The sequence below is a fragment of the Nocardioides immobilis genome, from assembly GCF_003515065.1.
Classification (GTDB): Bacteria; Actinomycetota; Actinomycetes; order Propionibacteriales; family Nocardioidaceae; genus Nocardioides; species Nocardioides immobilis.
This window is the reverse complement of the sequence record NZ_QXGH01000033.1, coordinates 83,683-106,715: the sequence shown is the minus strand read 5'-3', so window position 1 is coordinate 106,715 and position 23,033 is coordinate 83,683. Positions and strand designations below refer to the sequence as shown.

22 protein-coding genes are annotated in these 23,033 nt (G+C 70.8%); 3 read left to right on the top strand and 19 right to left on the bottom strand.

Translation table 11 applies throughout. From position 1 onward, the window contains the following. Nucleotides 1-386 precede the first annotated feature (386 nt). Genes D0Z08_RS25165 through argC form a run of 11 tightly spaced genes read right to left on the bottom strand, consistent with a single transcriptional unit; the run spans nt 387 to nt 10,519 of the window. Nucleotides 387-971: a DNA-3-methyladenine glycosylase gene (locus D0Z08_RS25165; RefSeq protein WP_118928026.1), complete on the bottom strand. Its 585-nt coding sequence runs from the start codon at nt 969-971 to the stop codon at nt 387-389. Beyond that, entirely contained in the window at nt 955-2,400 is a 1,446-nt protein-coding gene (gene argH, locus D0Z08_RS25160; protein ID WP_118928025.1) for an argininosuccinate lyase, read from the bottom strand. The genes D0Z08_RS25165 and argH overlap by 17 nt, the downstream gene beginning before the upstream one ends. Further along, nucleotides 2,397-2,870 carry an NUDIX hydrolase gene (locus D0Z08_RS25155; RefSeq protein WP_118928024.1) on the bottom strand — a complete coding sequence of 158 codons (474 nt, stop codon included), beginning with the start codon at nt 2,868-2,870 and terminating at the stop codon, nt 2,397-2,399. Before D0Z08_RS25155 ends, argH begins: the two co-directional genes overlap by 4 nt. Next, a complete protein-coding gene (gene argG / locus D0Z08_RS25150) occupies nt 2,870-4,309 on the bottom strand; it encodes an argininosuccinate synthase (protein WP_118928023.1) in 1,440 nt (479 codons plus the stop codon). Before argG ends, D0Z08_RS25155 begins: the two co-directional genes overlap by 1 nt. After that, nucleotides 4,310-4,822 carry an arginine repressor gene (locus D0Z08_RS25145; RefSeq protein ID WP_118928022.1) on the bottom strand — a complete coding sequence of 171 codons (513 nt, stop codon included), beginning with the start codon at nt 4,820-4,822 and terminating at the stop codon, nt 4,310-4,312. Beyond that, nucleotides 4,815-5,699, bottom strand: coding sequence for an ornithine carbamoyltransferase (gene argF, locus D0Z08_RS25140; protein WP_118928021.1), 885 nt, complete (start codon nt 5,697-5,699; stop codon nt 4,815-4,817). Before argF ends, D0Z08_RS25145 begins: the two co-directional genes overlap by 8 nt. Continuing rightward, on the bottom strand, nt 5,696-6,937 hold the full coding sequence (locus D0Z08_RS25135; protein WP_118928020.1) for an acetylornithine transaminase: 1,242 nt from the start codon (nt 6,935-6,937) through the stop codon (nt 5,696-5,698). Before D0Z08_RS25135 ends, argF begins: the two co-directional genes overlap by 4 nt. Then, a complete protein-coding gene (argB, locus tag D0Z08_RS25130; protein WP_118928019.1) occupies nt 6,934-7,896 on the bottom strand; it encodes an acetylglutamate kinase in 963 nt (320 codons plus the stop codon). The genes D0Z08_RS25135 and argB overlap by 4 nt, the downstream gene beginning before the upstream one ends. Beyond that, the gene (gene argJ / locus D0Z08_RS25125; RefSeq protein ID WP_118928018.1) at nt 7,893-9,044 is read right to left on the bottom strand and encodes a bifunctional glutamate N-acetyltransferase/amino-acid acetyltransferase ArgJ; all 1,152 of its coding nucleotides are present in this window, start codon (nt 9,042-9,044) and stop codon (nt 7,893-7,895) included. The genes argB and argJ overlap by 4 nt, the downstream gene beginning before the upstream one ends. A 24-nt stretch (nt 9,045-9,068) precedes the next feature. Beyond that, nucleotides 9,069-9,485 (bottom strand): ACT domain-containing protein, encoded by a 417-nt coding sequence (locus tag D0Z08_RS25120; RefSeq protein ID WP_182481479.1) that lies wholly within the window; start codon nt 9,483-9,485, stop codon nt 9,069-9,071. Further along, a complete protein-coding gene (gene argC / locus D0Z08_RS25115) occupies nt 9,482-10,519 on the bottom strand; it encodes an N-acetyl-gamma-glutamyl-phosphate reductase (protein WP_220454340.1) in 1,038 nt (345 codons plus the stop codon). Before argC ends, D0Z08_RS25120 begins: the two co-directional genes overlap by 4 nt. 84 nt (nt 10,520-10,603) lie before the next feature. On the opposite strand from argC, the gene D0Z08_RS25110 reads away from it, so the two are divergent. Continuing rightward, a complete protein-coding gene (locus D0Z08_RS25110) occupies nt 10,604-11,416 on the top strand; it encodes a maleylpyruvate isomerase family mycothiol-dependent enzyme (RefSeq protein WP_118928016.1) in 813 nt (270 codons plus the stop codon). Between the two features lie 18 nt (nt 11,417-11,434). Then, nucleotides 11,435-11,989 carry an LOG family protein gene (locus tag D0Z08_RS25105; protein ID WP_118928015.1) on the top strand — a complete coding sequence of 185 codons (555 nt, stop codon included), beginning with the start codon at nt 11,435-11,437 and terminating at the stop codon, nt 11,987-11,989. Between the two features lie 245 nt (nt 11,990-12,234). On the opposite strand, the gene D0Z08_RS25100 is transcribed toward D0Z08_RS25105, so the two are convergent. The 6 genes from D0Z08_RS25100 to D0Z08_RS25075 are packed head-to-tail and all read right to left on the bottom strand — an operon-like array spanning nt 12,235 to nt 18,057. Beyond that, on the bottom strand, nt 12,235-12,819 hold the full coding sequence (locus D0Z08_RS25100; protein WP_182481478.1) for a TetR/AcrR family transcriptional regulator: 585 nt from the start codon (nt 12,817-12,819) through the stop codon (nt 12,235-12,237). Between the two features lies 1 nt (nt 12,820). Continuing rightward, nucleotides 12,821-13,969: an MBL fold metallo-hydrolase gene (locus D0Z08_RS25095; RefSeq protein WP_118928013.1), complete on the bottom strand. Its 1,149-nt coding sequence runs from the start codon at nt 13,967-13,969 to the stop codon at nt 12,821-12,823. A 12-nt stretch (nt 13,970-13,981) separates the two neighbouring features. Further along, nucleotides 13,982-15,208 (bottom strand): NADH:flavin oxidoreductase/NADH oxidase family protein, encoded by a 1,227-nt coding sequence (locus D0Z08_RS25090; RefSeq protein WP_118928012.1) that lies wholly within the window; start codon nt 15,206-15,208, stop codon nt 13,982-13,984. Nucleotide 15,209: 1 nt separating this feature from the next. Further along, on the bottom strand, nt 15,210-15,965 hold the full coding sequence (locus tag D0Z08_RS25085) for an acetoacetate decarboxylase family protein (RefSeq protein ID WP_118928011.1): 756 nt from the start codon (nt 15,963-15,965) through the stop codon (nt 15,210-15,212). Then, nucleotides 15,962-16,762, bottom strand: a complete 801-nt coding sequence (locus D0Z08_RS25080; RefSeq protein WP_118928010.1) for an SDR family NAD(P)-dependent oxidoreductase — start codon at nt 16,760-16,762, stop codon at nt 15,962-15,964. The genes D0Z08_RS25085 and D0Z08_RS25080 overlap by 4 nt, the downstream gene beginning before the upstream one ends. Further along, nucleotides 16,759-18,057 (bottom strand): flavin-containing monooxygenase, encoded by a 1,299-nt coding sequence (locus D0Z08_RS25075; protein WP_118928009.1) that lies wholly within the window; start codon nt 18,055-18,057, stop codon nt 16,759-16,761. The genes D0Z08_RS25080 and D0Z08_RS25075 overlap by 4 nt, the downstream gene beginning before the upstream one ends. Nucleotides 18,058-18,157: 100 nt before the next feature. Here D0Z08_RS25075 and D0Z08_RS25070 point away from each other — a divergent pair, with 100 nt between their 5' ends. Further along, nucleotides 18,158-18,784 (top strand): TetR/AcrR family transcriptional regulator, encoded by a 627-nt coding sequence (locus tag D0Z08_RS25070; protein ID WP_245994448.1) that lies wholly within the window; start codon nt 18,158-18,160, stop codon nt 18,782-18,784. A gap of 18 nt (nt 18,785-18,802) precedes the next feature. On the opposite strand, the gene D0Z08_RS25065 is transcribed toward D0Z08_RS25070, so the two are convergent. Both D0Z08_RS25065 and pheT read right to left on the bottom strand, forming a co-directional pair. Next, nucleotides 18,803-20,488: a PD40 domain-containing protein gene (locus D0Z08_RS25065; protein WP_118928008.1), complete on the bottom strand. Its 1,686-nt coding sequence runs from the start codon at nt 20,486-20,488 to the stop codon at nt 18,803-18,805. A 61-nt stretch (nt 20,489-20,549) separates the two neighbouring features. Further along, entirely contained in the window at nt 20,550-23,033 is a 2,484-nt protein-coding gene (gene pheT, locus D0Z08_RS25060; protein ID WP_118928007.1) for a phenylalanine--tRNA ligase subunit beta, read from the bottom strand.

Genomic DNA, 23,033 nt, shown 5'->3' with positions numbered 1-23,033 from the left:
TTATCGCCAGAATCATTTGACTTGCCAAAAACCCACGACACCCACACCAAAGATGCGAATGCCGCACAAACAAATCACAACGACATAAATTGCATGACACACTGTTGAGTTCTCAAACATCACACGCGCTCGGGGTCCGGCTCTCGCTTTGCCCCCGGGGCAACCTGTGAAACTTTACCGGTGTCGGTTTGGCTCGTCAACTCCGCATCACCTAGTTCTGCGGGGTTGTCGGCCATGGATCTCGACCGGTGTCCAGGCACACGACGACCCAGGGACCTTGTGCCTCTCGGCGGGGTTTGGGAGCCGCGTGCTGCGACGAGGAGGAAGTTAGCAGGGCACGGGGGCACCCTGGCAAATCGGGGCGCACATCGGCGTTCGTACGCCGTTCAGACGCTGTCTGCACGCGGGTGACGGCGGTACGGCGAGACGGTGGGGTCGCCCACGATCCAGTGCCGCCAAGGCCGGTCCGCGGCGTACCGCACGCCCGTCCGTGGGCCGCTCGCGATCGCGTCCAGGAGCCCACCCGGGGTGAGCGTGACCTCTCCGCGCGCCAGGTCGGTGCCGTCGTGCTCCAGTCGGATCCCGAGCGCGCGGCAGAGCCGGCCGGGCCCGCGTGCGAGGTCGCGGTCGGGAGCTCCGGGACGGAATGCGCGCGCGACCTCGATCCCCTCGACGACCTCCCCCGCCCGTATCAGCACCGCGCTGGGGCGCCCGTCCGGCCCCACGCTGACGTTGGCGCAGGTGTGGATGCCGTGGCTCAGGTAGCAGTAGAGGTGACCGGGTGGGCCGAACATGACGCCGTTGCGCGCGGTGCGTCCGCGGTAGGCGTGCGACGCGGGGTCGTCGGGGCCGTCGTACGCCTCGACCTCGGTGAGACGTACGGCGACCTGGCCGTGCCGCAGAACCGCGCCGAGGAGCCGCGGGGCGACCTGGTCGACGGGTCCGTCAAGCAGGTCAGCGAGCGCGCCCACGCACTTCCTCCAGGACGCCACGCGCACCGGCGACCCTGGCCCGCAGCTCGGCGAGCTGCTCGGCCACCCGCTCGGGTGCCGTGCCTCCCCGGCCGTTGCGCGACGACACCGAGCCCTCTACCGTCAGCACCGAGCGCACCTCGGGAGTGAGGGCCGGCGAGATCGCCGCGAACTGCTCGTCGGACAGCTCGTGGAGCTCGATGCCCAGCTGTTCACAGTCCCGGACGCACGTCCCTGCCACCTCGTGGGCGATCCGGAACGGCACACCCTGCCGGACCAGCCACTCGGCGATGTCGGTGGCCAGCGAGAAGCCCTGGGGCGCGAGCTCGGCCATCCGAGCGGTGTCGAACGTGAGGGTGGCGATCTGCCCGCTGAAGGCGGGCAGCAGCACCTCGAGGGTGTCGACGGAGTCGAAGACCGGCTCCTTGTCCTCCTGCAGGTCACGGTTGTAGGCCAGCGGCAGTGCCTTCAGCGTGGTGAGCAGGCCGGTCAGGTTGCCGACGAGACGGCCCGCCTTGCCACGGGCGAGCTCGGAGATGTCCGGGTTCTTCTTCTGCGGCATGATGCTCGACCCGGTCGACCACGAGTCGTGCAGGGTGATGAACCCGAACTCCCTCGTGGCCCAGAGGATGATCTCCTCGGCGATCCGGCTGATGTCGACACCCGCCTGGGCAGCCACGAAGGCGAACTCGGCGACGAAGTCCCGCGACGCGGTGCCGTCGATCGAGTTGGCGGTCGACCCGGTGAAGTTGAGCTCACGCGCGACCAGCTCGGGATCGAGGCCGAGGCTCTGGCCGGCGAGCGCGCCGGAGCCGTACGGCGAGTCCGACTCGACACGACGCCGCCAGTCGGCGAGCCGGTCCACGTCGCGCAGCAGTGCCCACGCGTGGGCGAGCAGGTGGTGCGACAGCAGCACCGGTTGGGCGTGCTGCAGGTGCGTCCGCCCCGGCATGATCGCGCCGAGGTGCTGCTCCGCCTGGCCGGCGAGCGCGTCGACCAGGTCCAGCAGGAGGTCGCTCACGGTCAGCGAGTGGTCGAGCAGGTAGCAGCGGAACAGGGTCGCGATCTGGTCGTTCCGTGACCGTCCGGCCCGGAGCTTGCCTCCGACGTCGGGGCCGACCGCCGCGATGAGCAGCCGCTCGAGGGCGCCGTGGACGTCCTCGTCGGAGGGCTCCGGAAGCAGAGTCCCGGCGACGTACTGCTCGGCCAGGACGTCGAGGCCACGGTGCAGCTCGGCCTCCTCGTCGGCCGTCAGCAGGCCGGCCGCTCCCAGCGCCTTCGCGTGGGCGTGGGAGCCCGCGATGTCGTAGAGAGCGAGCCGCCAGTCGAAGTGGGTCGACCGCGAGAGTGCCTCGAGCTCGGGCGACGGCCCTCCGGCGAACCGGCCACCCCAGAGCTTGCCCTTGTTGGTGGCCTCGTCGGCGGTCATGCCGCTCCCTCCCGGACGTGCGCGATCGCGGCCCGCATGTGGTCGACCAGGCGGGGGTCCACCGCGCCACCCTGGCTGTCGAGCTCCTCGGGCGTCCACCACTGGGCGTCGAAGATCGACTGCGACTCCAGCAGGTCGAGGCCCTCGAAGGACACCGGCGTCTCGTCGAGCGCCACGGCGAACAGCGTCGAGTCGTTGACGTAGTCGCGGCCGTCCCAGGAGAACTCCACCTCGTAGGTGCCGAACGGCTCCCCGAGATCGGCGGGCTCGACCGCGATGCCGGTCTCCTCGCGCAGCTCGCGGGCACCGGCCTCGGCCAGGGACTCGCCTTCGTCGGTCGCGCCGCCGATGGTGAACCAGTACTGGGTCTCCGGCAGCGCGGGATCGCACCCGAGCAGCAGCAGGACCCGGCCGTCGCGGGTGACGGGCAGCACCCGTGCGACGGTACGGCGGGTCGGTTCGTGGCGCATCAGTCGGTTCCCGCCTCCATCGCGGCCTCCTCGAGGAGTGCCTCCTCCTCGCCGGTGAGGTCCGGGTTGGCGGTGATCTGCTCGGCACCCCCGGCCTCGATCTCGCCGTAGAGGACGCCGTTCTCGACGGCGACCAGGCCCTGGTGGATCGGCTGCTCGGCGTACTGCTCCAGCTTGGCCCGCGAGTCGGCGATGTCGAGGTTGCGCATGGTGAGCTGGCCGATCCGGTCGGTCGGACCGAAGACGGCGTTCTCGGTGCGCTCCATCGAGAGCTTGTCGGGGTGGTAGGAGAACGCCGGGCCGTCGGTGCGCAGGAGCGTGTAGTCCTCGCCGCGCCGCAGCCGGAGCGTGACCTCACCGGTCACCAGGGACGCGATCCAGCGCTGGATCGACTCCCGCAGCATGAACGCCTGCGGGTCGAGCCAGCGGCCCTCGTAGAGCAGCCGGCCGAGTCGCCGGCCGCTGTTGTGGTAGTTCTCGATCGTGTCCTCGTTGTGGATAGCGTTGAGCAGCCGCTCGTAGGCGATCCACAGCAGCGCCATCCCGGGCGCCTCGTAGATGCCGCGGGACTTCGCCTCGATGATCCGGTTCTCGATCTGGTCGGACATTCCGAGCCCGTGCCGACCGCCGATCGCGTTCGCCGCCAGGACCAGGTCCACCGCGCCGTTGGCACCGGAGAACCGCTGGCCGTTGATGGCAACCGGCCGGCCGGCCTCGAAGGCAACCGTGACGTCCTCCGGTGCGATCTCGACGGACTGGTCCCAGAACTTCACGCCCATGATCGGCTGGACCGTCTCCAGGGACACGTCGAGGTGCTCCAGGGTCTTGGCCTCGTGGGTGGCGCCCCAGATGTTGGCGTCGGTGGAGTACGCCTTCTCCTTGCTGTCCCGGTAGGGCAGCTCGTGCTCGGTGAGCCACTGGCTCATCTCGGCGCGGCCGCCGAGCTCGGAGACGAACTCCGGGTCGAGCCATGGCTTGTAGATCCGCAGCTCCGGGTTGGCCAGCAGGCCGTAGCGGTAGAAGCGCTCGATGTCATTGCCCTTGAACGTCGATCCGTCGCCCCAGATGTCGACGCCGTCCTCGTGCATGGCGCGGACCAGCATGGTGCCGGTGACCGCGCGACCCAGCGGGGTGGTGTTGAAGTAGGCGCGGCCGCCCGACCGGATGTGGAACGCGCCGCAGGCCATCGCGGCGAGACCCTCCTCCACCAGCTCGCGGCGGCAGTCGACGGCGCGGGCGATCTCGGCGCCATACTCGAGGGCCCGGACCGGGACGCCGGTGATGTCGGGCTCGTCGTACTGGCCGATGTCGGCGGTGTAGGTGCACGGGACCGCGCCCTTGTCGCGCATCCAGGCCACGGCGACGGAGGTGTCGAGGCCGCCGGAGAAGGCGATGCCGACGCGCTCACCCTTGGGCAGGGCGGTGAGGACCTTGGACACTTACTGGTTCCTTTCAGCGAATGCGGTGAACTGCTGGGCGAGGGCTTGGCCCCCGCCGGGGTCGCGACCGATCACCAGGACGGTGTCGTCGCCGGCGATGGTGCCGAGCACGTCGGGCAGGTCGACCCTGTCGATCGAGCTCGCGAGGAACTGCGCGGCGCCGGGCGGCGTCCGGAGCACGACCAGGTTGGCGCTCGCCTCGGCGCTGACGAGCAGCTCCGCGCAGTGGCGGGCCAGCTTGTGCGCCGCGGCTGCGCTGTCGGTGCGGACCGGGGTGCGGTCGCCTCCCCCGGCCGGGACGGCGTAGACGAGAGCCCCGGTGGGGAGCCGGACCTTCAGCGCGTCCAGCTCCACCAGGTCGCGGCTCAGGGTGGCCTGGGTGACGTGCACTCCCCGGGTGCCCAGCAGCTCGGCGAGCTCGGACTGGGAGTGCACCTCACGGCTGCCGAGCAGGTCGGTGATCAGTTGCTGCCGCGCGCTCTTGGTGAGCGGCGTCAGGGCTCGCTCAGTCATGGCGTTGCGCCTCGAGCCAGGCGAGGATCGCCTTCTGCGCGTGGCGGCGGTTCTCGGCCTCGTCCCACACCACGCTCTGCGGCCCGTCGAGCACGTCGGCGGAGATCTCGGAGCCGCGGTAGGCGGGCAGGCAGTGCAGCACGATCGCGTCGGGCTTCGCGTGGCCCATCAGGTCCGAGGTGACGGAGTACGGCGCGAACGTGGCCCGCCGGGCGTCGGCCTCCTCCTCCTTGCCCATCGAGATCCAGGTGTCGGTCACGACGGCGTCGGCACCCGCCACAGCCGCGACCGGGTCGTCGGTGACCGTCGAGGAGCCGTACGCCGGCGCGAAGCCGTCCGGGCACCCGAACGTCACCTCCATCCCCGCGATCGCGCCGGCGAGTGCCCAGGAGTTGCCCATGTTGCAGGCCGCATCACCGAGGAACGCGACCTTGAGCCCGGCCAGGGCGCCCTTGTGCTCCTGGACGGTCAGCAGGTCGGCCAGGAGCTGGCAGGGGTGGAACTCGTCAGTGAGAGCGTTGACGACCGGCACGCCGGCGTACGCCGCCATCTCGTCGATGCGGCTCTGCTCGTAGGTGCGCCAGACGATGGCCGAGGCCTGGCGGCCGAGCACCCGTGCCACGTCGGCAACCGACTCGCGGTGGCCGATGCCGGCGAGCTTCCCCTCCACGAGCAGCGGGTGACCGCCCAGCTCGGCGATGCCGGCCGCGAAGGACGCCTGCGTGCGCAGGGTCGGCTTGTCGAAGATCATCGCGACCGTGCGCGGCCCGGCGAAGGGCTGCTGCTCGAACGGCTTCTCCTTCATCGCCGCCGCGAGCGCCAGCACCTCGGCCTGCTCGGCCGGGCTCAGGTCGTCGTCCCGCAGGAAGTGCCTCATGGGGTCTCCACGGTGGTCGAGCTGGTCGAGACCGCGACTCCCGCGGCATCGAGGATGGCGGGCCAGGCGGCGAGGAACCCGTCGGCGTCGGGATCGGTCAGCACCAGCGGCGGCGCAAGCCGGATCCGCTCCGGCGTCGGGGCGTTCACGATGTAGCCGGCGTCCTGGGCGGCGACGACCACGTCGGCCGCCTTCGGCTCGACCAGGTCGAGGCCGATCAGCAGGCCGGCACCCCGCACCGAGGTCACCCGCGGGTCGGCGGCGAGGCCCTCGCGGAGCCGGAGACCGAGCTGGGTGACGTGCTCCAGGAGCCGCTCGTCCTCGATCGTGTTCAGTACGGCGAGCGCCGCCGCTGCCGCGACCGGGTTGCCGCCGAACGTGGTGCCGTGGTTGCCGGGGTCGAAGAGCTTGCCGGACCCGTCGGTCGCGATGCAGGCGCCGATCGGGATGCCACCGGCGAGACCCTTGGCCAGGGTGACGATGTCGGGCACGACCCGACCGCTCACCAGGTCGGGGTGCTGGTGGGCGAACCAGGCGCCGGTCCGGCCGACGCCGGTCTGGATCTCGTCGAGCCACAGCAGCGCGCCGTGCTCGTGGGCGATCCGCTGGGCCGACGGCAGGTAGTCGGTCGGGGGTACGACGACGCCCGCCTCCCCCTGGATCGGCTCGACCAGCACCGCGGCGGTGGTGTCGTCGACGGCCGCCTCCAGCGCGGCGACGTCGCCGTACGGGACGAAGACGACGCCACCCGGCAGCGGCTCGAACGGCTCGCGGTAGGCGAGCTTCGACGTCAGCGCGAGGGCGCCCATGGTCCGGCCGTGGAAGCCGCCCTCGGTGACGACGACCTTGGTGCGGCCGGTGCGCCGGGTGAGCTTGAACGCCGCCTCGTTGGCCTCGGCGCCGGAGTTCGTGAAGAAGACGCGCGCCTCGACGGGCTCGGCGTGCGAACCCTCGACCAGCAACGCGATCAGTCGCTCGGCGAGCTCGATCTGCGGGGCGCTCGCGAAGAAGTTGGAGATGTGGCCGAGGGTGCTGAGCTGATCGGTGACCGCCGCGGTCAGCCGCGGATGTGCGTGGCCGAGCGCGTTGACCGCGATGCCGCCGAGCAGGTCGACGTACTTCCGGCCGTCGGCGTCCCACACGTGCGCGCCCTCGCCCTTGGTCAGCACCAGCTTGGGCGGGCCGAAGGTGTTCATGAGCGCTCCGGCGTAGCGCTCGGTCCAGTCGGCGTTGGTCATGACTCGATCTCCCTCGCCTTCCGGGTCTTGGTGGTCACGCCGGGCAGCACCTGCGTGCCGACGCCCTCGTCAGTGAACAGCTCGAGGAGTACGGCGTGCGCCTGCCTCCCGTCGACGACAGTGGCCCGCTTCACGCCACCCTTCACCGCCTGCAGGCAGGCGCCCATCTTCGGGATCATCCCGCTGGCGAGGGTCGGGAGGATCTCCTCCAGCGCCTCCGGTCCGATCTCGCCGATGACCTCCTCGGGGTCCGGCCAGTCGAGGTAGAGGCCCTCCACGTCGGTGAGGACGAGCAGCTTCTCCGCGCCAAGGGCGATCGCGAGCGAGGCGGCGGCCGAGTCGGCGTTGACGTTGTGGACGACCCCGTCGGCGTCGGGCGCGACACTCGAGACGACCGGGATCCGGCCGGCCTCGATCAGGTCGAGCACCGACTCGGGCCGGACCTGCGCCACCTCTCCCACCAGGCCGAGGTCGACCTCCTCGCCGTCGATGACGGTGTTGGTCGCCTCGGCGGTGAACAGGCCGGCGTCCTCGCCGGACAGGCCGACGGCGAGCGGGCCGTGCTCGTTGATCAGCCCGACCAGCTCCCGCTGCACCTGGCCGACCAGGACCATCCGGACGACGTCCATCGCCTCCGGCGTGGTGACCCGGAGCCCGCCGCGGAACTCCGACTCGATGCCCAGCCGGCTGAGCATCTGGGAGATCTGCGGACCGCCGCCGTGGACGACGACCGGCTTGAACCCGGCGAAGCGGAGGAACGCGATGTCCTCGGCGAACGCCTTCTTCAGGTCGGGGTCGGTCATGGCGTTGCCGCCGTACTTCACCACGACGACCTTGCCGTGGTAGGCCTTCAGCCACGGCAGCGCCGCGGCCAGGGTGCGGGCCTTCGCGGGGTCGGGCTTGCCCGGCTTGTAGGTGACGGTCTCGATGTCGATGCTGGTGCTGATGTCGTCGCTCATGAGGAGTAGGCGCTGTTCTCGTGGACGTAGGCGTGGGTCAGGTCGTTGGTCCAGACGGTCGCCTCGCACGATCCCGACTTGAGGTCGATGGTGACGGTGACCTTGCGCGGCTTGAGGTCGATGGTCGCGGGGTCCTCCCCCGGGCCGGAGTTCCGGCAGACCCAGACGCCGTTCATCGCGACGTCGAGGTCGGCGGGGTCGAACGCGGCGTCCGTCGTACCGATGGAAGCGAGCACCCGGCCCCAGTTGGGGTCGTTGCCGAAGACGGCGGCCTTGAACAGGTTGCTCCGCGCGACGCTCCGGCCCACGGCCACGGCGTCGTCCTCGGTCGCCGCGTTGACGGCGGTGATCGCGATCTCGTGGTCGGCACCCTCGGCATCGGCGAGCAGCTGCATCGCCAGGGACGAGCAGACCTCGGTCAGTGCCGCGGTGAAGTCCTCGACGCTCGGCGTGATCCCGCTGGCGCCGCTGGCCATGACGGTCACCGTGTCGTTGGTCGACATGCAGCCGTCGGAGTCGAGCCGGTCGAAGCTCACCCGCGTCGAGGCCCGCAGCGCGGCGTCGAGCTCGGCCGCCGGCACGATGGCGTCGGTGGTGATGACGACCAACATGGTGGCGAGCTGGGGCGCCAGCATGCCGGCGCCCTTGGCCATCCCACCGATCGACCAGCCACCCCGATCGACCACGACCTGCTTGCTGACCGAGTCGGTGGTCATGATCGCGTGCGCCGCGTCGTCACCGCCGTCTGCCTTGAGCGCGGCGTGGACCGCGTCGACGCCGGCCAGCAGGGTCGGCCGGTCGTTGCGGAGCCCGATCAGTCCGGTCGAGCAGACGACGACGTCGATCGCGCCGATCCCGAGGTTGGAGGCGACCCGCTCGGCGACCTCGTGGGTGGTCTGGAACCCCTCGGCGCCGGTGTAGCAGTTGGCACCGCCGGAGTTGAGGACGACGGCCTTGACGGTGCCGTCCTTGACGACCTGCTCGCTCCACAGCACCGGGTTGGCCTTGCACCGGTTGGCGGTGAAGACACTCGCGGAGTCGAAGTGCGGGCCCTGGTTGACCACCAGAGCGAGGTCGGGATTGCCATTGGACTTCAGGCCGCAGTGGACGCCGCCGGCGACGAAGCCGGCAGGGGTGGTGACGCTCATGGCAGGGTATTTCCTTCGGAGAGATCAGACGGGGACGGCGGGGGCGACGGCGTGCCCCGATCGTCGCCACGCCTCCTCGGCCTTGTCCGCGTCGTTCTTGGGCACCAGGATCCAGTCGGTGCCGAACGTGGAGAGGGCGAACACGCTCACGTCCGCCTCGGCGAGCGGCGCCAGAAGTGCCACCAGGACGCCGGTCACTCCGGAGGAGAGATCGAAGTCGGCCGAGCCTTCCTCGGGCTCCACGGCGAAGGCCGTGTAGGGCTTGTGGCTGCGTGCCTTGACGGGGACGCTCCGGGCCGCGCACACGATGGACGTCTCGGTCGCGGTGGCGGTCACCGAGAAGATCGACGACGACTCGGCCCACTCCGGGATCTCGGCGCCGGGGCCGAGCTGGACGATCGCGAGGGACTCGGGAAAGCGGGACAGCGAGTAGGTGGTCACGGAGCCAGTCCTACCGCAGAGAGGCCCGTGGCCTCGTCGTACCCCAGTGCCAGGTTGAGGCACTGCACGGCCGCGCCGGCCGTGCCCTTGGCCAGGTTGTCGACGGCGCCGACGGCCACGAGCCGTCCGGCCGCCTCGTCGACCGTCACCTGCAGGTGCACGGCGTTGGACCCGAGGACCGACTTGGTCTGGGGCCACTGACCCTGCGGAAGCAGGTGGACGAACGGCTCGTCGGCGTAGGCCTTGGCGTAGACGTCGTAGGCCTCGGCCGCGGTGACCGGTCCGGCGAGCGGCGCGGAGCCGGTCGCCAGGATGCCCCGCGGCATCGGCACGAGCAGCGGCGTGAAGCTCACCCGCACCGGAGCGTCGGTGAGGCCGCCGAGGTTCTGGGTGATCTCGGGGGTGTGCCGGTGCACGCCGCCGACGCCGTACGCGGAGACGCTGCCCATCACCTCGCTGCCGAGCAGGTTGGTCTTCGGGGCCTTGCCGGCCCCGCTGGTGCCGGACGCCGCGACGACCACGACGTCGGGCTCGACCAGGCCGGCGGCCACCGCCGGGGCGAGGGTCAGCGTCGACACGGTCGGGTAGCAGCCAGGGACCGCGACCCGCTTGGCGCCCGCGAGCAGCTCCCGCTGACCGGGCAGCTCGGGCAGGCCGTAGGGCCAGGTGCCGGCGTGCGCGCTGCCGTAGAACCGCTCCCAGTCCCCCGGGTCGGTGAGCCGGAAGTCGGCGCCGCAGTCGATGACGAGGACGTCGTCACCGAGCTGCGCGGCGAGCGGTCCGGACTGGCCGTGCGGCAGCGCGAGTACGACGACGTCGTGGCCGGCCAGCGTCGCGAGGCTGGTCTCCTCCAGCACCCGGTCGGCCAGCGGGGTCAGGTGGGGCTGCAGGGTGCCGAGCTGCTCGCCCGCGTTGCTGCCCGCGGTGAGGGCACCGATCTCCACGAACGGGTGTCCGAGCAGCAGGCGCAGCACCTCGCCCCCGGCGTACCCGCTGGCTCCCGCGACGGCGACCCTGACCTTGTTCATGTGCATGACTATACAGACCTCTGCATGTTCCTGCGTAATCGAGTCTGAAAGGAGTAGCGGCTGTCGGTGCCGCGCCGTACTGTCCCCGCCGTGGCCCGACTCGAGTATGCCGACTACCTCGCCCACATCCGCCGCGACTCCGCCCGGTTCCGCGAGGTGCTGGCGGGATGCGACCCCGAGGCGCGCGTCCCCTCCTGCCCTGACTGGTCCGCTGCGGACCTGCTCTGGCACCTCACCACGGTCCAGCACTGGTGGTGCGCGATGGTGACCAACCGCCCCCAGTCCGGCGAGGAGATGGGCTACGTCGAGCCCGAGCGCCCCACGACGTACGACGCACTCCTCGCCGCCTACGACGACACTCACGCGGCGTTCCTCGCGGCCCTCGAGGCGGCCGACCCCGCTGAGCCGGCCTACTCGTGGTCTGCCAAGCCGAGCGACCACACCGTCGGCTTCACCTACCGGCGCCAGGCGCACGAGGCGCTCATCCACCGGCTCGATGCCGAGCTGACCGCGGACTGCGTCACCCCGCTGGACGCCGACCTCGCCGCGGACGGGGTCGACGAGGCGCTCGACGTGATGTACGGCCACCTTCCGGCCTGGGGCACCTTCGACCCGCAGCCGCGCTACCTCGAGTTCCGGATCTCCGACGCCGCTACCTCGGTGTGGACCCAGATCGGGGTCTTCTCCGGCACCGCACCCGACGACGGCGAGGTGTTCACCGACGAGAAGGACATGCACGTCGTCCCGGACCCGGGAGTGCCGGCGGACGTCGTGGTCACCGGCGACGCCGCCGCCCTGGATGCCTGGCTGTGGAAGCGCCGGGACGACGCCGGTATCACAGTCACCGGCGACCGCGCGACCTACGACCACGCCCGCGGGGTGCTCGACCAAGGGATCGACTGACCTCGTACGGTCTGCTGCGTGATCCAGCGACTCGCGATCTTTCTCGGTTCTCGCGACGGCTCCGACGCCCGCTTCGCCGAAGAGGCGTACGACGTCGGCGCGCAGCTCGCCACCCGCAGCATCGAGCTCGTCTACGGGGGTGGTGGGTGCGGGCTGATGGGCCGGGTGTCGCAGGGAGTCCTCGACGGCGGCGGCCGGGTCTACGGCGTGATCCCCCGGTTCATGGTCGAGCGGGAGTGGGGCCGGCTCCACGAGCCCGGCGTACAGATGCACGTCGTCGAGACCATGCACGAGCGCAAGGCGATGATGACCGAGCGCGCGGACGCGTTCCTCATCCTGCCGGGCGGGCTCGGCACGCTGGAGGAGCTCTTCGAGGTCTGGACCTGGCAGACGCTCTCGCTGCACACGAAGCCGATCGGCCTGCTCAACAGCGACGGCTTCTGGGACCCGCTGGTCGACACCCTGCAGCGGCTCGCGGACAACGAGTTCATGAGCCGGAGCACGGTCGACGCCCTGGTCGTCGCGTCCGATCTCGACACGGCACTCGCCGGGCTCGACGCCCAGCTGCGCTGAGCGCCTGTCAGCGGCCGGCCGCCACGATGTCGTCGAACCGGATCTCCAGACTGTCGGGTCCGCGGAGACTGATGTTCGGCCGGTAGACCGGCGGGTCCTGGACGAGGACCGGGCTGCGGAACCGCTGCGCGAACCTCGTCAGGGCGATGCGGCCCGGAGCCGTGCCAGCGCCGGGTACGGATCGGCGCGGACGGATCCCCGGTAGAAGAGGGCGACGTCGCCGGCGACGGTCGTGGCTTCGACGGTCATCGTGGTCCTCCGAGGAAGACGATCGCCACCCTGACCAGCCGGTCGATGGCCTCGTCCCGGTCGTGCGTGGGAACCAGCGCGTGGGTGAGAGCGACCCGGGCCAGCGCGTCGGCGAAGGTCGTCGTTGCTGGCTCCACCAGATCGGGCTGCAGCTCGAGGAGCAGGTTCGCGACTCTGGCGGTGGCGTGCGCATTGGTCGCCCGGGCGAGCGGGACCAGCTCCTCGGACCCGATCCCGCCGTTGGCGAGCGCCGTCTGGACGAGCGGCTGGTCGAACTGGTCGAACACGATCTCGAGCCCCGCGCGCAGCCCGACCTCGACGTTGTCGCAATTCGCGAGGACCGCGGCTTCGGCTGCGTCCAGCATGACGTCGATCCGATGCAGGAGGTAGGTCTGGGCGATCCCGTCCCGAGTGCCGAACTCGTTGTAGATCGTCTGCCGGCTCACCCCGGTGTGGATGGCGAGCTTCGCGATCGACGTCGCGGCCCACCCGTCGCGCCGTACGAGCTCGTCCATCGCGGAGAACAAGCTCTCCCGCAGCGTGCTGCGCAGCCGCCCGCCGGACAACGGGCCTCCCACCACGTCACCCCCTCGACGGCGAGCGGATCTCGCCATAGCTGATGCCGCCGTGCACGAACGTGGGTGTCACCGGCCAGAACCGTCGCCACGGCGCCAGCTCGGTGGACGGCAGGATCTGCAGCCAGCGCGGGTCGTGGCGGCTCGGGTCGGCGAGCGTCTTCTCCTTGACCATGGAGTCGTACTGGTCCAAGGAGTCCTCGAGGGTGTTCGCGTTGGGGCACACCTCACGGCCATAGACCTCGTGGTAGCGCCGCACGCCGGGGATCTTGGACAGCTCGGGCTGCCAGTTGTCCAGGGAGATGCCGTTCTCGCTGGAGACCCAGACGCCATCGGGAGTGTTGAGCACCAGTGAGTGGTTGCCGTCGGTGTGGCCGGGGGTCCACAGCAACGCGACGCCGGGGCCGAGCTCGATGTCCCCGTCGAAGCGGACGAACAGGTCGGGGTCGACGCCGTCCAGACCGTCCTCGACGTACCAGGCCCACTGCATGGGGTGGAGCGACTCGAGGGTGGCCAGCTCCCGCGAGTGCACCAACATGCGCGCGTTGCCGAAGAGCGGGCGTCGCGGCTCCCTCTCACCGGGGATGACCGACGTCGAGCCGAGGATCATCCGCGGGTCCTGCACGTGGAGGTGGTCGAACGTGCAGAAGTCGATGTCGTCAGGACCCAGCCCGAGCTGGTCGAGCACGTCCTCGGGCTGGTTGTAGTACTTCAGCACCAGCGCCTCGGTGACCCGCCTGCCGAACGGGACCTTCTCGGTCAGCGCCACCAGGTTGGCGTAGAAGGGTGCCTCGGCGGATCCGTCCGGAACGGTCGGCTCGAACACCAGGGTGCGCGCCCGGCCGTCGAAGTCGTCGTACTGGACGACGATCATCCGGTTGATCATCGAGATCAGGGGCAGGTGCGGAGCGGTGACGGCGCCGTGGAACGCGAAGGAGACCGGGTACGGCGCCGCGGCGATGTCGACCGACTTCACGGCCGTCACCTGGCCCTGGGCCTTGAACCGTGGCTTGTACGCCGCCGCGGCCTCGCGCACCGCCTCGAGCCTCCGGCCGCGGGGCCAGACCTCGTGGACCCCGTCGAACTCAGGAATGGCCCGGGCGCCGATGGAGGCGAGGTCCGTCCTCGCCCCGAGCCGAGGCTGGGTGTTCGTCATGATGGGCTCCGGTCAGTCGGGGATCGTCGTCTGCTTGATCGCGGCTTTGGTGATGCGTCCTGCGGCACGGGCGATGGTGCGGGTCCCGGGCCTGCGCTGCGGGGTGCGGCCACCGGCCATCTTGTGGAGCTGGTCGTTGTGCCAGGCGAGCTCCAGGTAGCCGTCCAGCGGCCGGTATCCCACGTGGGGCGGGTTCTTCGGCAGGGTGGGCGACTCGCCGGCGAGGACCCGTGCAGGGTAGTTCGGCACGAAGGTCATCGGGCGGCCGATGCCGACGGCGTCGACCGTCCCCGCCGCGACGAGGGACTCCATGTAGTCCGCGGTGCGCAGGCCGCCGGTGAGCAGCAGAGGCACCGGCGAGACCTGGCGGACCTGCTGGGCGAAGTCGGCGAAGTACGCCTCCCCCGTTCGCGTGCTCTGGCCCCGGGCGACTCCCTGCATGGCGGGCTCCTCGTAGCCGCCGCCGCTGATCTCGAGCAGGTCGATGCCGGCGTCGGCCAATGCGGCTGCGACGTCGAGGGAGTCGGTGTCGCTGAAGCCGCCGTGGGTGAAGTCCTTGGAGTTGAGCTTCACCGAGACCGGCACGGACGGGCCGACGGACTCGCGCACCGCGGCGACGATCTCGAGCAGCAACCGCATCCGCCGCTTGGGGTCGCCACCCCAGTCGTCATCGCGCCTGTTGGAGAGCGGCGAGAGGAACTGGGACACCAGGTAGCCATGGGCGGCATGGACCTGGACGCCGCTGAAACCACCGGCGACGGCGAGCTCGGCAGTCCGGGCGAACTGCGTGATGATCCGGTCGATGTCGGCGGTGGTGAGCTCGCGCGGCCTGCGGAGGTTGTAGCCCGGGACGCCACTGCGGACGGCCGACGGTGCGACCGGACGCTTGTCGAACGGAGCGACCGCCACCTTGCCGGGGTGGTTGATCTGCATCCAGACGTGCGCGCCCCCCTGCTGCGCCGCGGATGCCCAGGCGCGGACACCGTCGATGTCGCGGGCGTCGTCGAGGATGACGTTGCCGGGCTCGGTGAGGGCATCCCGATCGATCATGACGTTGCCGGTGATCAGGAGGCCGGCGCCGCTGCCCGACCACACGGCGTAGAGCCGGCGCAGTCCTTCGCTCGGCGTGCCGTCGCGGCGGGCGAGCTGCTCGCTCATCGCGGCCTTGGCGATCCGGTTGGGGAGCTCGACCCCGCACGGGAGGGCGAGCGGAGTGGCGAGGGCGGGTGAGGTCGTCATGTCAAAGCACTCTCGGTCGAAGACGGGTGACGGAGAACAGCGGAGTGAGCGGCCGGAGCGGCACTGGCGGTCGGCCTGCCGACAGGTCGACCCGGTGCAGCCGGGCGTCGACCACCGCGCCGAGTCCCATGAGGTGAAGCGGATCGCGCTCGGAGCCGTCGACGGTCAGGTCGAGGTCGACCCGGCGGGTCTCGATGGGGTGCTCCCCAGGGGTGAAGCCGATGATGCGGGGAAGCGCGAAGCCGAGCGTGCCGGTGACGTTGCGGTGCGGGCGGCCCAGGATCGGAGGAGCGTCGTCGATGCGTTCGCCGAGGGTCCCGGTCATGCTGATCAGCTTGGTCCCGCGTCGCGAGGCACTTGCCTCGATCCGGTCCCCGTCGATGTCCCACGTGATGGAGCCGAGCTTCTTGGGGTAGCCAAGGAGCTCGCGCCCGAGAATGAGGGCGACGTCGTCGTCCAGGATCATCCACGGACAGTGGATGCCCGTGCCGCGGGCGGTCTTGATGTGCACGAACAGGCCCGCCTCGTGGTAGACGGACCCATAGGTGCAGTCGGGGAACCATGCGCAGAACAGGTCCGCGCGCGCCGGCTCGGCGAGCCTGATCGTCGGCGGCAGCCAGCGCCGCATCGCCTTCGGGTCGACCTCGACCGTCGCGGCCAGGTAGTGCGCGTCCTTGTAGAGCATCCCGCGGGGCGGGGCGAGCTTCATCAGCTGCCGCACCCCGCCGCGGACGCCGTACTCCTTCGAGTCCTTCATCGCATGCCTCCGTAGACCTTCCTCAGGATCGGGTTCAAGATGCTCCGGGGCGCGTGCTGGCCGCCGATGTTCTGGAGCTTGGCGGTCGCGCCGGGCACGACCCGGCGCCGGCCGGACGCCATGCTCCGGACGGCCGCCTCGGCGGCCTCTCCGGCGGTGACCCAGGCAAAGGCAGGCAGCATCTCCTCGACCTTGCCGAGGTGCGAGACCTCGGCGAACTCGGTGCGCACCGGGCCGGGGGCGAGCAGGGTGCAGGTCACCCCGGTGCCCGCGAGCTCGCCGTGCAGCGACTCGGCCAGCGTGTTGGCGAACGCCTTGGTCGCGGCGTACGTCGCGTTGTACGGGCTGGGCTGGTTCCCCGCGGTGGACCCGGTGATCAGGATCGCGCCGGAGCCGCGCTCCAGCAGACGCGGGAGCAGGGCCACGGTGAGGTCGTGGACAGCCGTCACGTTGAGCTCGACCTGCTCACGCTCACGCGCAGGATCGAGTGCGGCCAGTCCGCCGTACGTCGCGAACCCGGCGTTGAGGCAGAGGATGCTGACGTCGACGTGGGCCAGCTTCGCGAGCAACGCCTCCCGGTGGGCGCGATCGCTGAGGTCGCACGCCTCGACGTCGACGGTCACGAGGTACTGAGCCGCGAGACGGTCTGCCAGGGCACGAAGCCGGTCCTGCCGGCGTGCGACGAGGGTCAGCGAGTGACCACGCCGCGCGAGGCTCTCGGCGAGCGCTTCGCCGATGCCGCTCGACGCGCCCGTCACAACGGCGCGAGCGGAGGAGGACGGGGTGGGCAGGCTCATGCGGAGATCTCCTCGGGGATCGTGGTGCGAGATGCGCGGGCGGTCAGCAGACGGAGCGCTCGGCGGGCGAGCCGGATCCTGCCGAGGATCTCGGCGGACCCGGCCAGCATGGACGACTGCGCCGGGATCCAGCGGGCGATGACGTCGGAGAGCGGCTCGTCGAACTGCTCCTGGGCCGTGATCGCCTCGGCGAGGAACGCGGCGCCGTGGGAGATGATCCGGCCGGCACCCGACCGCGGAGCGACCAGTCCCCAGACGTAGAGGTTGGCGACGCGCGGCACGAGGACGTGCTCGACCAGCAGCGGTTGGCCGCTCTCCCAGACGAACATCGACTCGTCGAGCATCGGGAACCTGGTGTTGAAGCCGGTCGCCCAGACGATGGTGTCGTACTTGCCCTGGCTCCCGTCCTTGAAGTGCACGACCTCGCTGTCGAACCGCGCGATCTCTGGTCGCGGCTGGACCCGGCCGTGGAGAAGGGCGTACATCAGGGACGAGTTGACGGTGACGTCCTTGGTGAAGAGCTTGTGGTCCGGCTTCCGCAACCCGTAGCGGCGGTAGTCGCCGTAGGAGAGGCGGAGCAGCTGCTTGAACCCGAAGCGCTGCACGCCCATCGGCAACCAAGCGCGGTCCCACTCCGACGACGGAATGCCGAAGATCGTCTTCGGGATGAACCAGTAGCCGCGGCGCATGGAGATGTCGGCGGTCCCGAACGTCGCCGCAGCTTCAACGGCCAGGTCGCTGGCCGAGTTGCCGGCGCCGACGACGAGGACCTTGCCACCCTCACCGAAGTCCTCCGGTCGCTTGTAGTCCTTGGAGTGGAGCTGGCGGCCGGTGAACTCACCGGGATAGGTGGGGATGTTGCGCTCCCAGTAGTGGCCGTTGGCCACGGCGACCGCGCGATAGCGGCGCACCTCGCCCGTCGCGAGCTCGACCAGCCAACCCTCCATGCCGTTGGCGTCGACCGGCCGCACCCGCGCTACCTCGGTGTCCAGCTCCAGGTTCTCGGTGAGACCGAAGTGGTCGACGTAGGACTCCAGGTAGGCCAGCATCTGCGCCGCGCTCGGGAAGGTCGGGTAGTCCTCCGACATCGGGAGCTCGACGTACTGGGTGGAGCTCTTGGAGCTGATCAGGTGCGTGGAGTCGTAGACGCCGTGCGACCAGTTCCCACCGATCCGGTTGGTCGCCTCGAGCTGGTCGTAGGCGATCCCGGCCTGCTTCAGCGCGTACGCCAGCCCGTTGCCGGTGTACCCCGCGCCGATCACGCAGACGCGGTCACTGCGGTCCACGATCGTCATGGGCTTCTCCATTTCCTACACTGACTGTAGTTACAGTATGTGTAAGATTGCGGCAGAAGCGATCGTGCTGTCAAGAGCCGATCGAGCGAGGAGACGAGTGATGACCGACACGGTGGAGCGCAGAACCCGCCCGTACGCGCCACGGATGGCGCCGGAGGAACGGCGCGAGCAACTGCTCGACGCCGTGCTGAGGGTGATCGTCAAGCAGGGCGTCCACAAGGTGTCGATGGACTCCGTCGCCAAGGAGGCCGGAGTGACCCGGCCGGTGGTCTACGGCCACTTCGCCGACAGCGCCGAGCTGCTCCGCGCCTCTCTCGTGCGCGAGGAGCAGGCGGCCCTCGCGCAGCTGGCCACGGTCCTCCCCGCGATGGACGGCGGCTCACCCGCCGAAGTCGCGATCGAGTCACTGGCGAAGTTCCTCAGCGCGGTGCGGGAGGCGCCGGAGCGTTGGCAGGCGATCTTCTCGCTGGTCGACTCCAGCACGCCGGAGTTCCGCGCGCGCGTCGCGGCTGGTCAGAAGCTGGTGATCGGGGCGTTCGAGCAGATCATCCGGTGGGCGATGACGGACGGTCTCGACCCGGCGACCGACGTGGAGATGCTGGCCCGGGCCCTCTTCGCGTTGTTCTGGGACGCCGGCCGGCTCGTGCTCGCGGAGCCCGAGACCTTCCCGGCTGAGCGGATCGTGGCCTTCGGACGGCAGACGATCGAGCGGTACCTCCAGCAGTGACCGATCGCGACCGCTGAGTCAGCGGGTGCCCCACACGGGGATCCCGACCTCGCCCGGCGGCGGGCTCGGGACGACCACGGGGTTCGCGGGGTCGTCGAGCGGGACCGCGACCAGCACCTCCAGCACGGACTCGTTCCTGAGAGTCGCGGCGATGGCGTCCCCGTCCGGCGACCAGACGGGATGGGCGAACGGCCCCTCGCCGACCAGCACGGGGTCCAGGCCGTCGGCGTCCACGGTCCAGATCGCGCCCTCCTCCTCATTGCCCGGCGACGCCAGGACCAGGAACCGCCCAGCCTCCGACGACCAGTCGATGTGGCTGAGGTGCCCTTCGATGTCCATCGGCAGCTGCACGCCGCTGCCGCCCTCGACGTCTGTCCGCCAGTACGTCGTGTCGGTGTCGGGATCATCGACGCCGTACACGAACTCGGTGGCCGAGATCCAGGTCGGCGAGCCGCCGACCTCGGGGTTGTCGACCACCGGTCCGGTGACTCCGCTGCCGTCGGCGTTGGCCTGCCAGATCCCGTCGGTCTCCCCATCGCCGTCGGGATCGCACAGCGTGACGAGACGGCTGCCGTCCGGGCTCCAGGCGGGTCGGCCGGCTCGTCCGCAGGGCCCGTCAGGGTCGAACAACGCACGCTGCTCGCCGGTCGCCAGGTCGACGGCCATCACGGCCGTCGGCGACTGTCCGACCTGGTAGGTCATCGTGGTGCGGTCGGGCGAGATGGTCGGCAGCTTCGCATCGACGCCCTCCGGCGTCAGGGGCTTGGATCGTCCGGTGGTGGCGTCGACCTGGAAGATCCGGGACACGTCGTTCTCGACGTAAGGCACCAGCATCGCGTCCTTCGGCACCGGCTTCTTCTCCTCGACCTGTCCGCTGGTGCCGGAGTTGTCGGAGCCGACTGCCGTGGTCGGGCCGTCGGACGCCGTCGGGTCGTCGTCGCCATCGGAGCGCAGCAGGATGTAACCGGCCGCGACCAAGCCGCCCAGCAACAGCGCGACCAGCACGACCAGCACGTAGCTGCCGGCCCGGCTGGGCTTCTTCTCCTCGGGGATCACCGGCGGCACGGGCCCGACGTACTTGGGCGGGGGCGGCGGCGCGTGGATCTCGACGGTGGGCGCCGGCGGCTGGACCGAGATCGGCAGCGGGGGCGGCGTCGGCTGGGAGCCGATCGGGGGCGGCGTCGGCTGGGAGCCGATCGGCGGTGGAGTCGGCTGGGAGGAGGCCGGCGCCTCCTCGGAGATCACCCGGGTCGGCGGACGATCGGCCGTCGAGAAGTCGGCCGGGCCGGACGGGGCCGCCTCTGGCGCCCGTCCGTGCGGACCCGTCGGCGGGTGCGGGGCCGGCATCGTGCCCGCATCGCCGCGGAACATCCGCACCATCGACTCGTCGACCTTGCCGAGCGCGAAGCCGAGCGTCGCCAGTGCCCAGCAGGACCGCGTCGGATCGTCGGTGCCGCGGTCGCGCGCCAGTGCGCCGCCGGCCTCGCGGATGGCGGCCTCGGGCTCGGCGCCGTGGTCCATGACGTCGAGCACCCGCCGGAGCGCCCCCAGCCGTACCGCGTCGACGAGCAGGTTCAGCTCCCCCAGCGTCGCCTCGTCCTCGGCCAGGAAGTCGTCGAGGGCGCCGCGGAGCTCCTCTGCCTCGTCGACGACACCGGGACCACGAACGGTCACCAGCTCGCGCAGGGAGTCGTGGAGGGCCATGCCGCACATCCTGTCAGGCGCGCGGCGGCTGCGTCATCGACCTTCCGGAGGTACCGCCGGGTCAGGAGCGCTGGACGGCGCCGACGACCTCGGCGGCCCGGGCCACGGCCGCATCACGCGCAGCGCTGGTCTCCGCCTCGGTCAGGGTCCGGTCCGGAGCCCGGAAGCGCAGGGCGAACGCCAGCGACTTCTTGCCCTCCCCGATCTGCTCGCCGGTGTAGACGTCGAACAGCCGTACCGACTCGAGAAGCCCGCCGGCGCCCTCGCGGAGGGCGGTCTCGACGGTGGTGGCGGCGACGTCGTCGGCGACGACGAGCGCGACGTCCTCCTTGGCCAGCGGGAACGACGAGAACGCCGGCCCCGTCGCCACGACCGTCGCGTGGGCCATGAGCAGGTCGAGGTCGATCTCGGCGGCGGCGCTCCGGGCCGGCAGCCCGAGCTCCGCACAGACGTTCGGGTGCAGCTCGCCGGCGTGGCCGAGCTCGACGCCGTCGACGAGGAACACCGCGCAACGCCCCGGGTGCCACGGCATCGTCGTGGCCCGCCGGACCTCGACGGTGACGCCGAGCTCGGTGGCGAGGCGACGTACCAGCCCGACCGCGTCGGACCAGCCGGCCGCGCGGCCCGCTCCCCACCACCCGGCCCGCTCACGCTCGCCGGCCAGCACGACCGCCAGGTGCAGCGGCTGCCGGGGCAGCGCGTCGAAGAGCTTCTGCAGGTCGGCCTCGTCCGGTCGGCGGTCGACGCCGTAGATCGGTGCCGGGCCCCGGTCGACAGGGAACGCGACGGTGCCGGTCTCGAAGAGCGCCACCCCCGGCGCACCGCGGCCGATGTTGCGTGCCGCCGCCTTGAGGACGCCCGGAAGCAGCGTCGTCGTGTAGGCCGGCTCCTCCGCGGACATCGGGTTGGCCAACGGAACGGTCTGCCGTCGTACGTCGTCCGCGGGCAGGCCGAGCGCGTCGAAGGTCGCGGCGCCGACGAACGGGAAGCTGACGACCTCGACGCAGCCCGCACCGGCCAGGGTGCGGCCGATCCGGCGGCGCAGCTTCTGGGTGCGGGTCAGCCCGCGGCCGGCCGCCTCTCGAGGGAGCACCGACGGCACCTGGTCGTAGCCGACGATCCGGACGACCTCCTCGACCAGGTCGAACGGGTCGGTGATGTCAGGCCGCCAGGGCGGCGGGGTCACGGTGACGCCGTCCGCGTCGGCGTCGACGGCAGCTCCGATCGCCTTCAGGTTGTCGACCACGGTGCCCGCGTCGATGTCGATGCCGCTGATGCGGGCGGGCAGGTCGTAGCCGATCCGGATCGGCGGCTGCTCCGGCGGCGTGCCGAACACGGTGACGCCGAGCTCCGCCGTACCGCGCCCGAGCTGGACCAGGAGCTCCACGACCCGGTCGGCCGCGGCCGCACAGATCGTCGGGTCGACGCCGCGCTCGTTGCGCTTGCCGGCCTCCGAGCTGATCTTGTGGCGCTTGCCCGTGCGGAACATCGAGACCGCGTCCCAGTGCGCAGCTTCGATCAGCACGTTGGTGGTCGTCTCCGACATCTCGGTGGTCTCACCACCCATCACGCCGCCGAGGCCGATGATGCCCGAGTCGTCGGTGACGACGAGGTCCTCGGGCGACAGCGTGCGCTCGGCGCCGTCGAGGGTGGTCATCCGCTCGCCCTCGTTCGCGCGCCGGACCCGGATCGCGCCCTGCAGCTTGTCGAGGTCGTAGCCGTGGATCGGCCGACCGGTCTCGAGCATGACGTAGTTGGTGATGTCGACGGCGAGCGAGATCGGGCGCATGCCGGCGTGGGTGAGCCGCTCGACCATCCAGGCGGGGGTCGGCGCCGCGGGGTCGAACCCGGTCACCGTGCGCGCGACGAAGACCGGGCAGCCCGCCGGGTCGTCGACGAGCACCGAGTAGCCCTCACCGTTCGACGAGGGCGTCTCGCGCAGCGCCGGGTCGTGGTACGGCGCACCGAAGGCCAGTGCCGCCTCCCGGGCGATGCCACGCAGGGACAGCCCGTAGGCGCGGTCCGGGTTGATCTCGAACTCGATGACCTCCTCGCGGAGGCCGAGCGCGTCGAAGGCGTCGTCGCCTGGCTTACCGGCGTCGGGAGGAAGCACGATGATGCCGTCGTGGTCGTCGCCCAGGCCCAGCTCCGCGGCGGAGCAGATCATGCCCGCGGAGAGGTGGCCGTAGGTCTTCCGAGCGGAGATCTGGAAGTTCCCCGGGAGGACGCCACCCGGCAGGATCACGACCACCAGGTCGCCCGGCTCGAAGTTGTGGGCGCCGCAGACGATGCCCTGCGGTTCGCCGGAGCCGTTGGCGGCGCCGACGTCGACGGTGCACCAGTTGATCGTCTTGCCGTTCTTCTGCGGCTCGGGGTCCATCGTCAGGACCTTGCCGACGACGAGCGGGCCGGTGATGGCGTCGGCTGCGCTGTGGATCGCCTCGAGCTTGAGCCCGAGGTCGGTCAGCCGGTCGGTGAGCTGCTCGGTCGTGACCTCGGCCGGCAGGTCGACGTACTCCTTGATCCAGGAGAGTGGGGCCTTCAT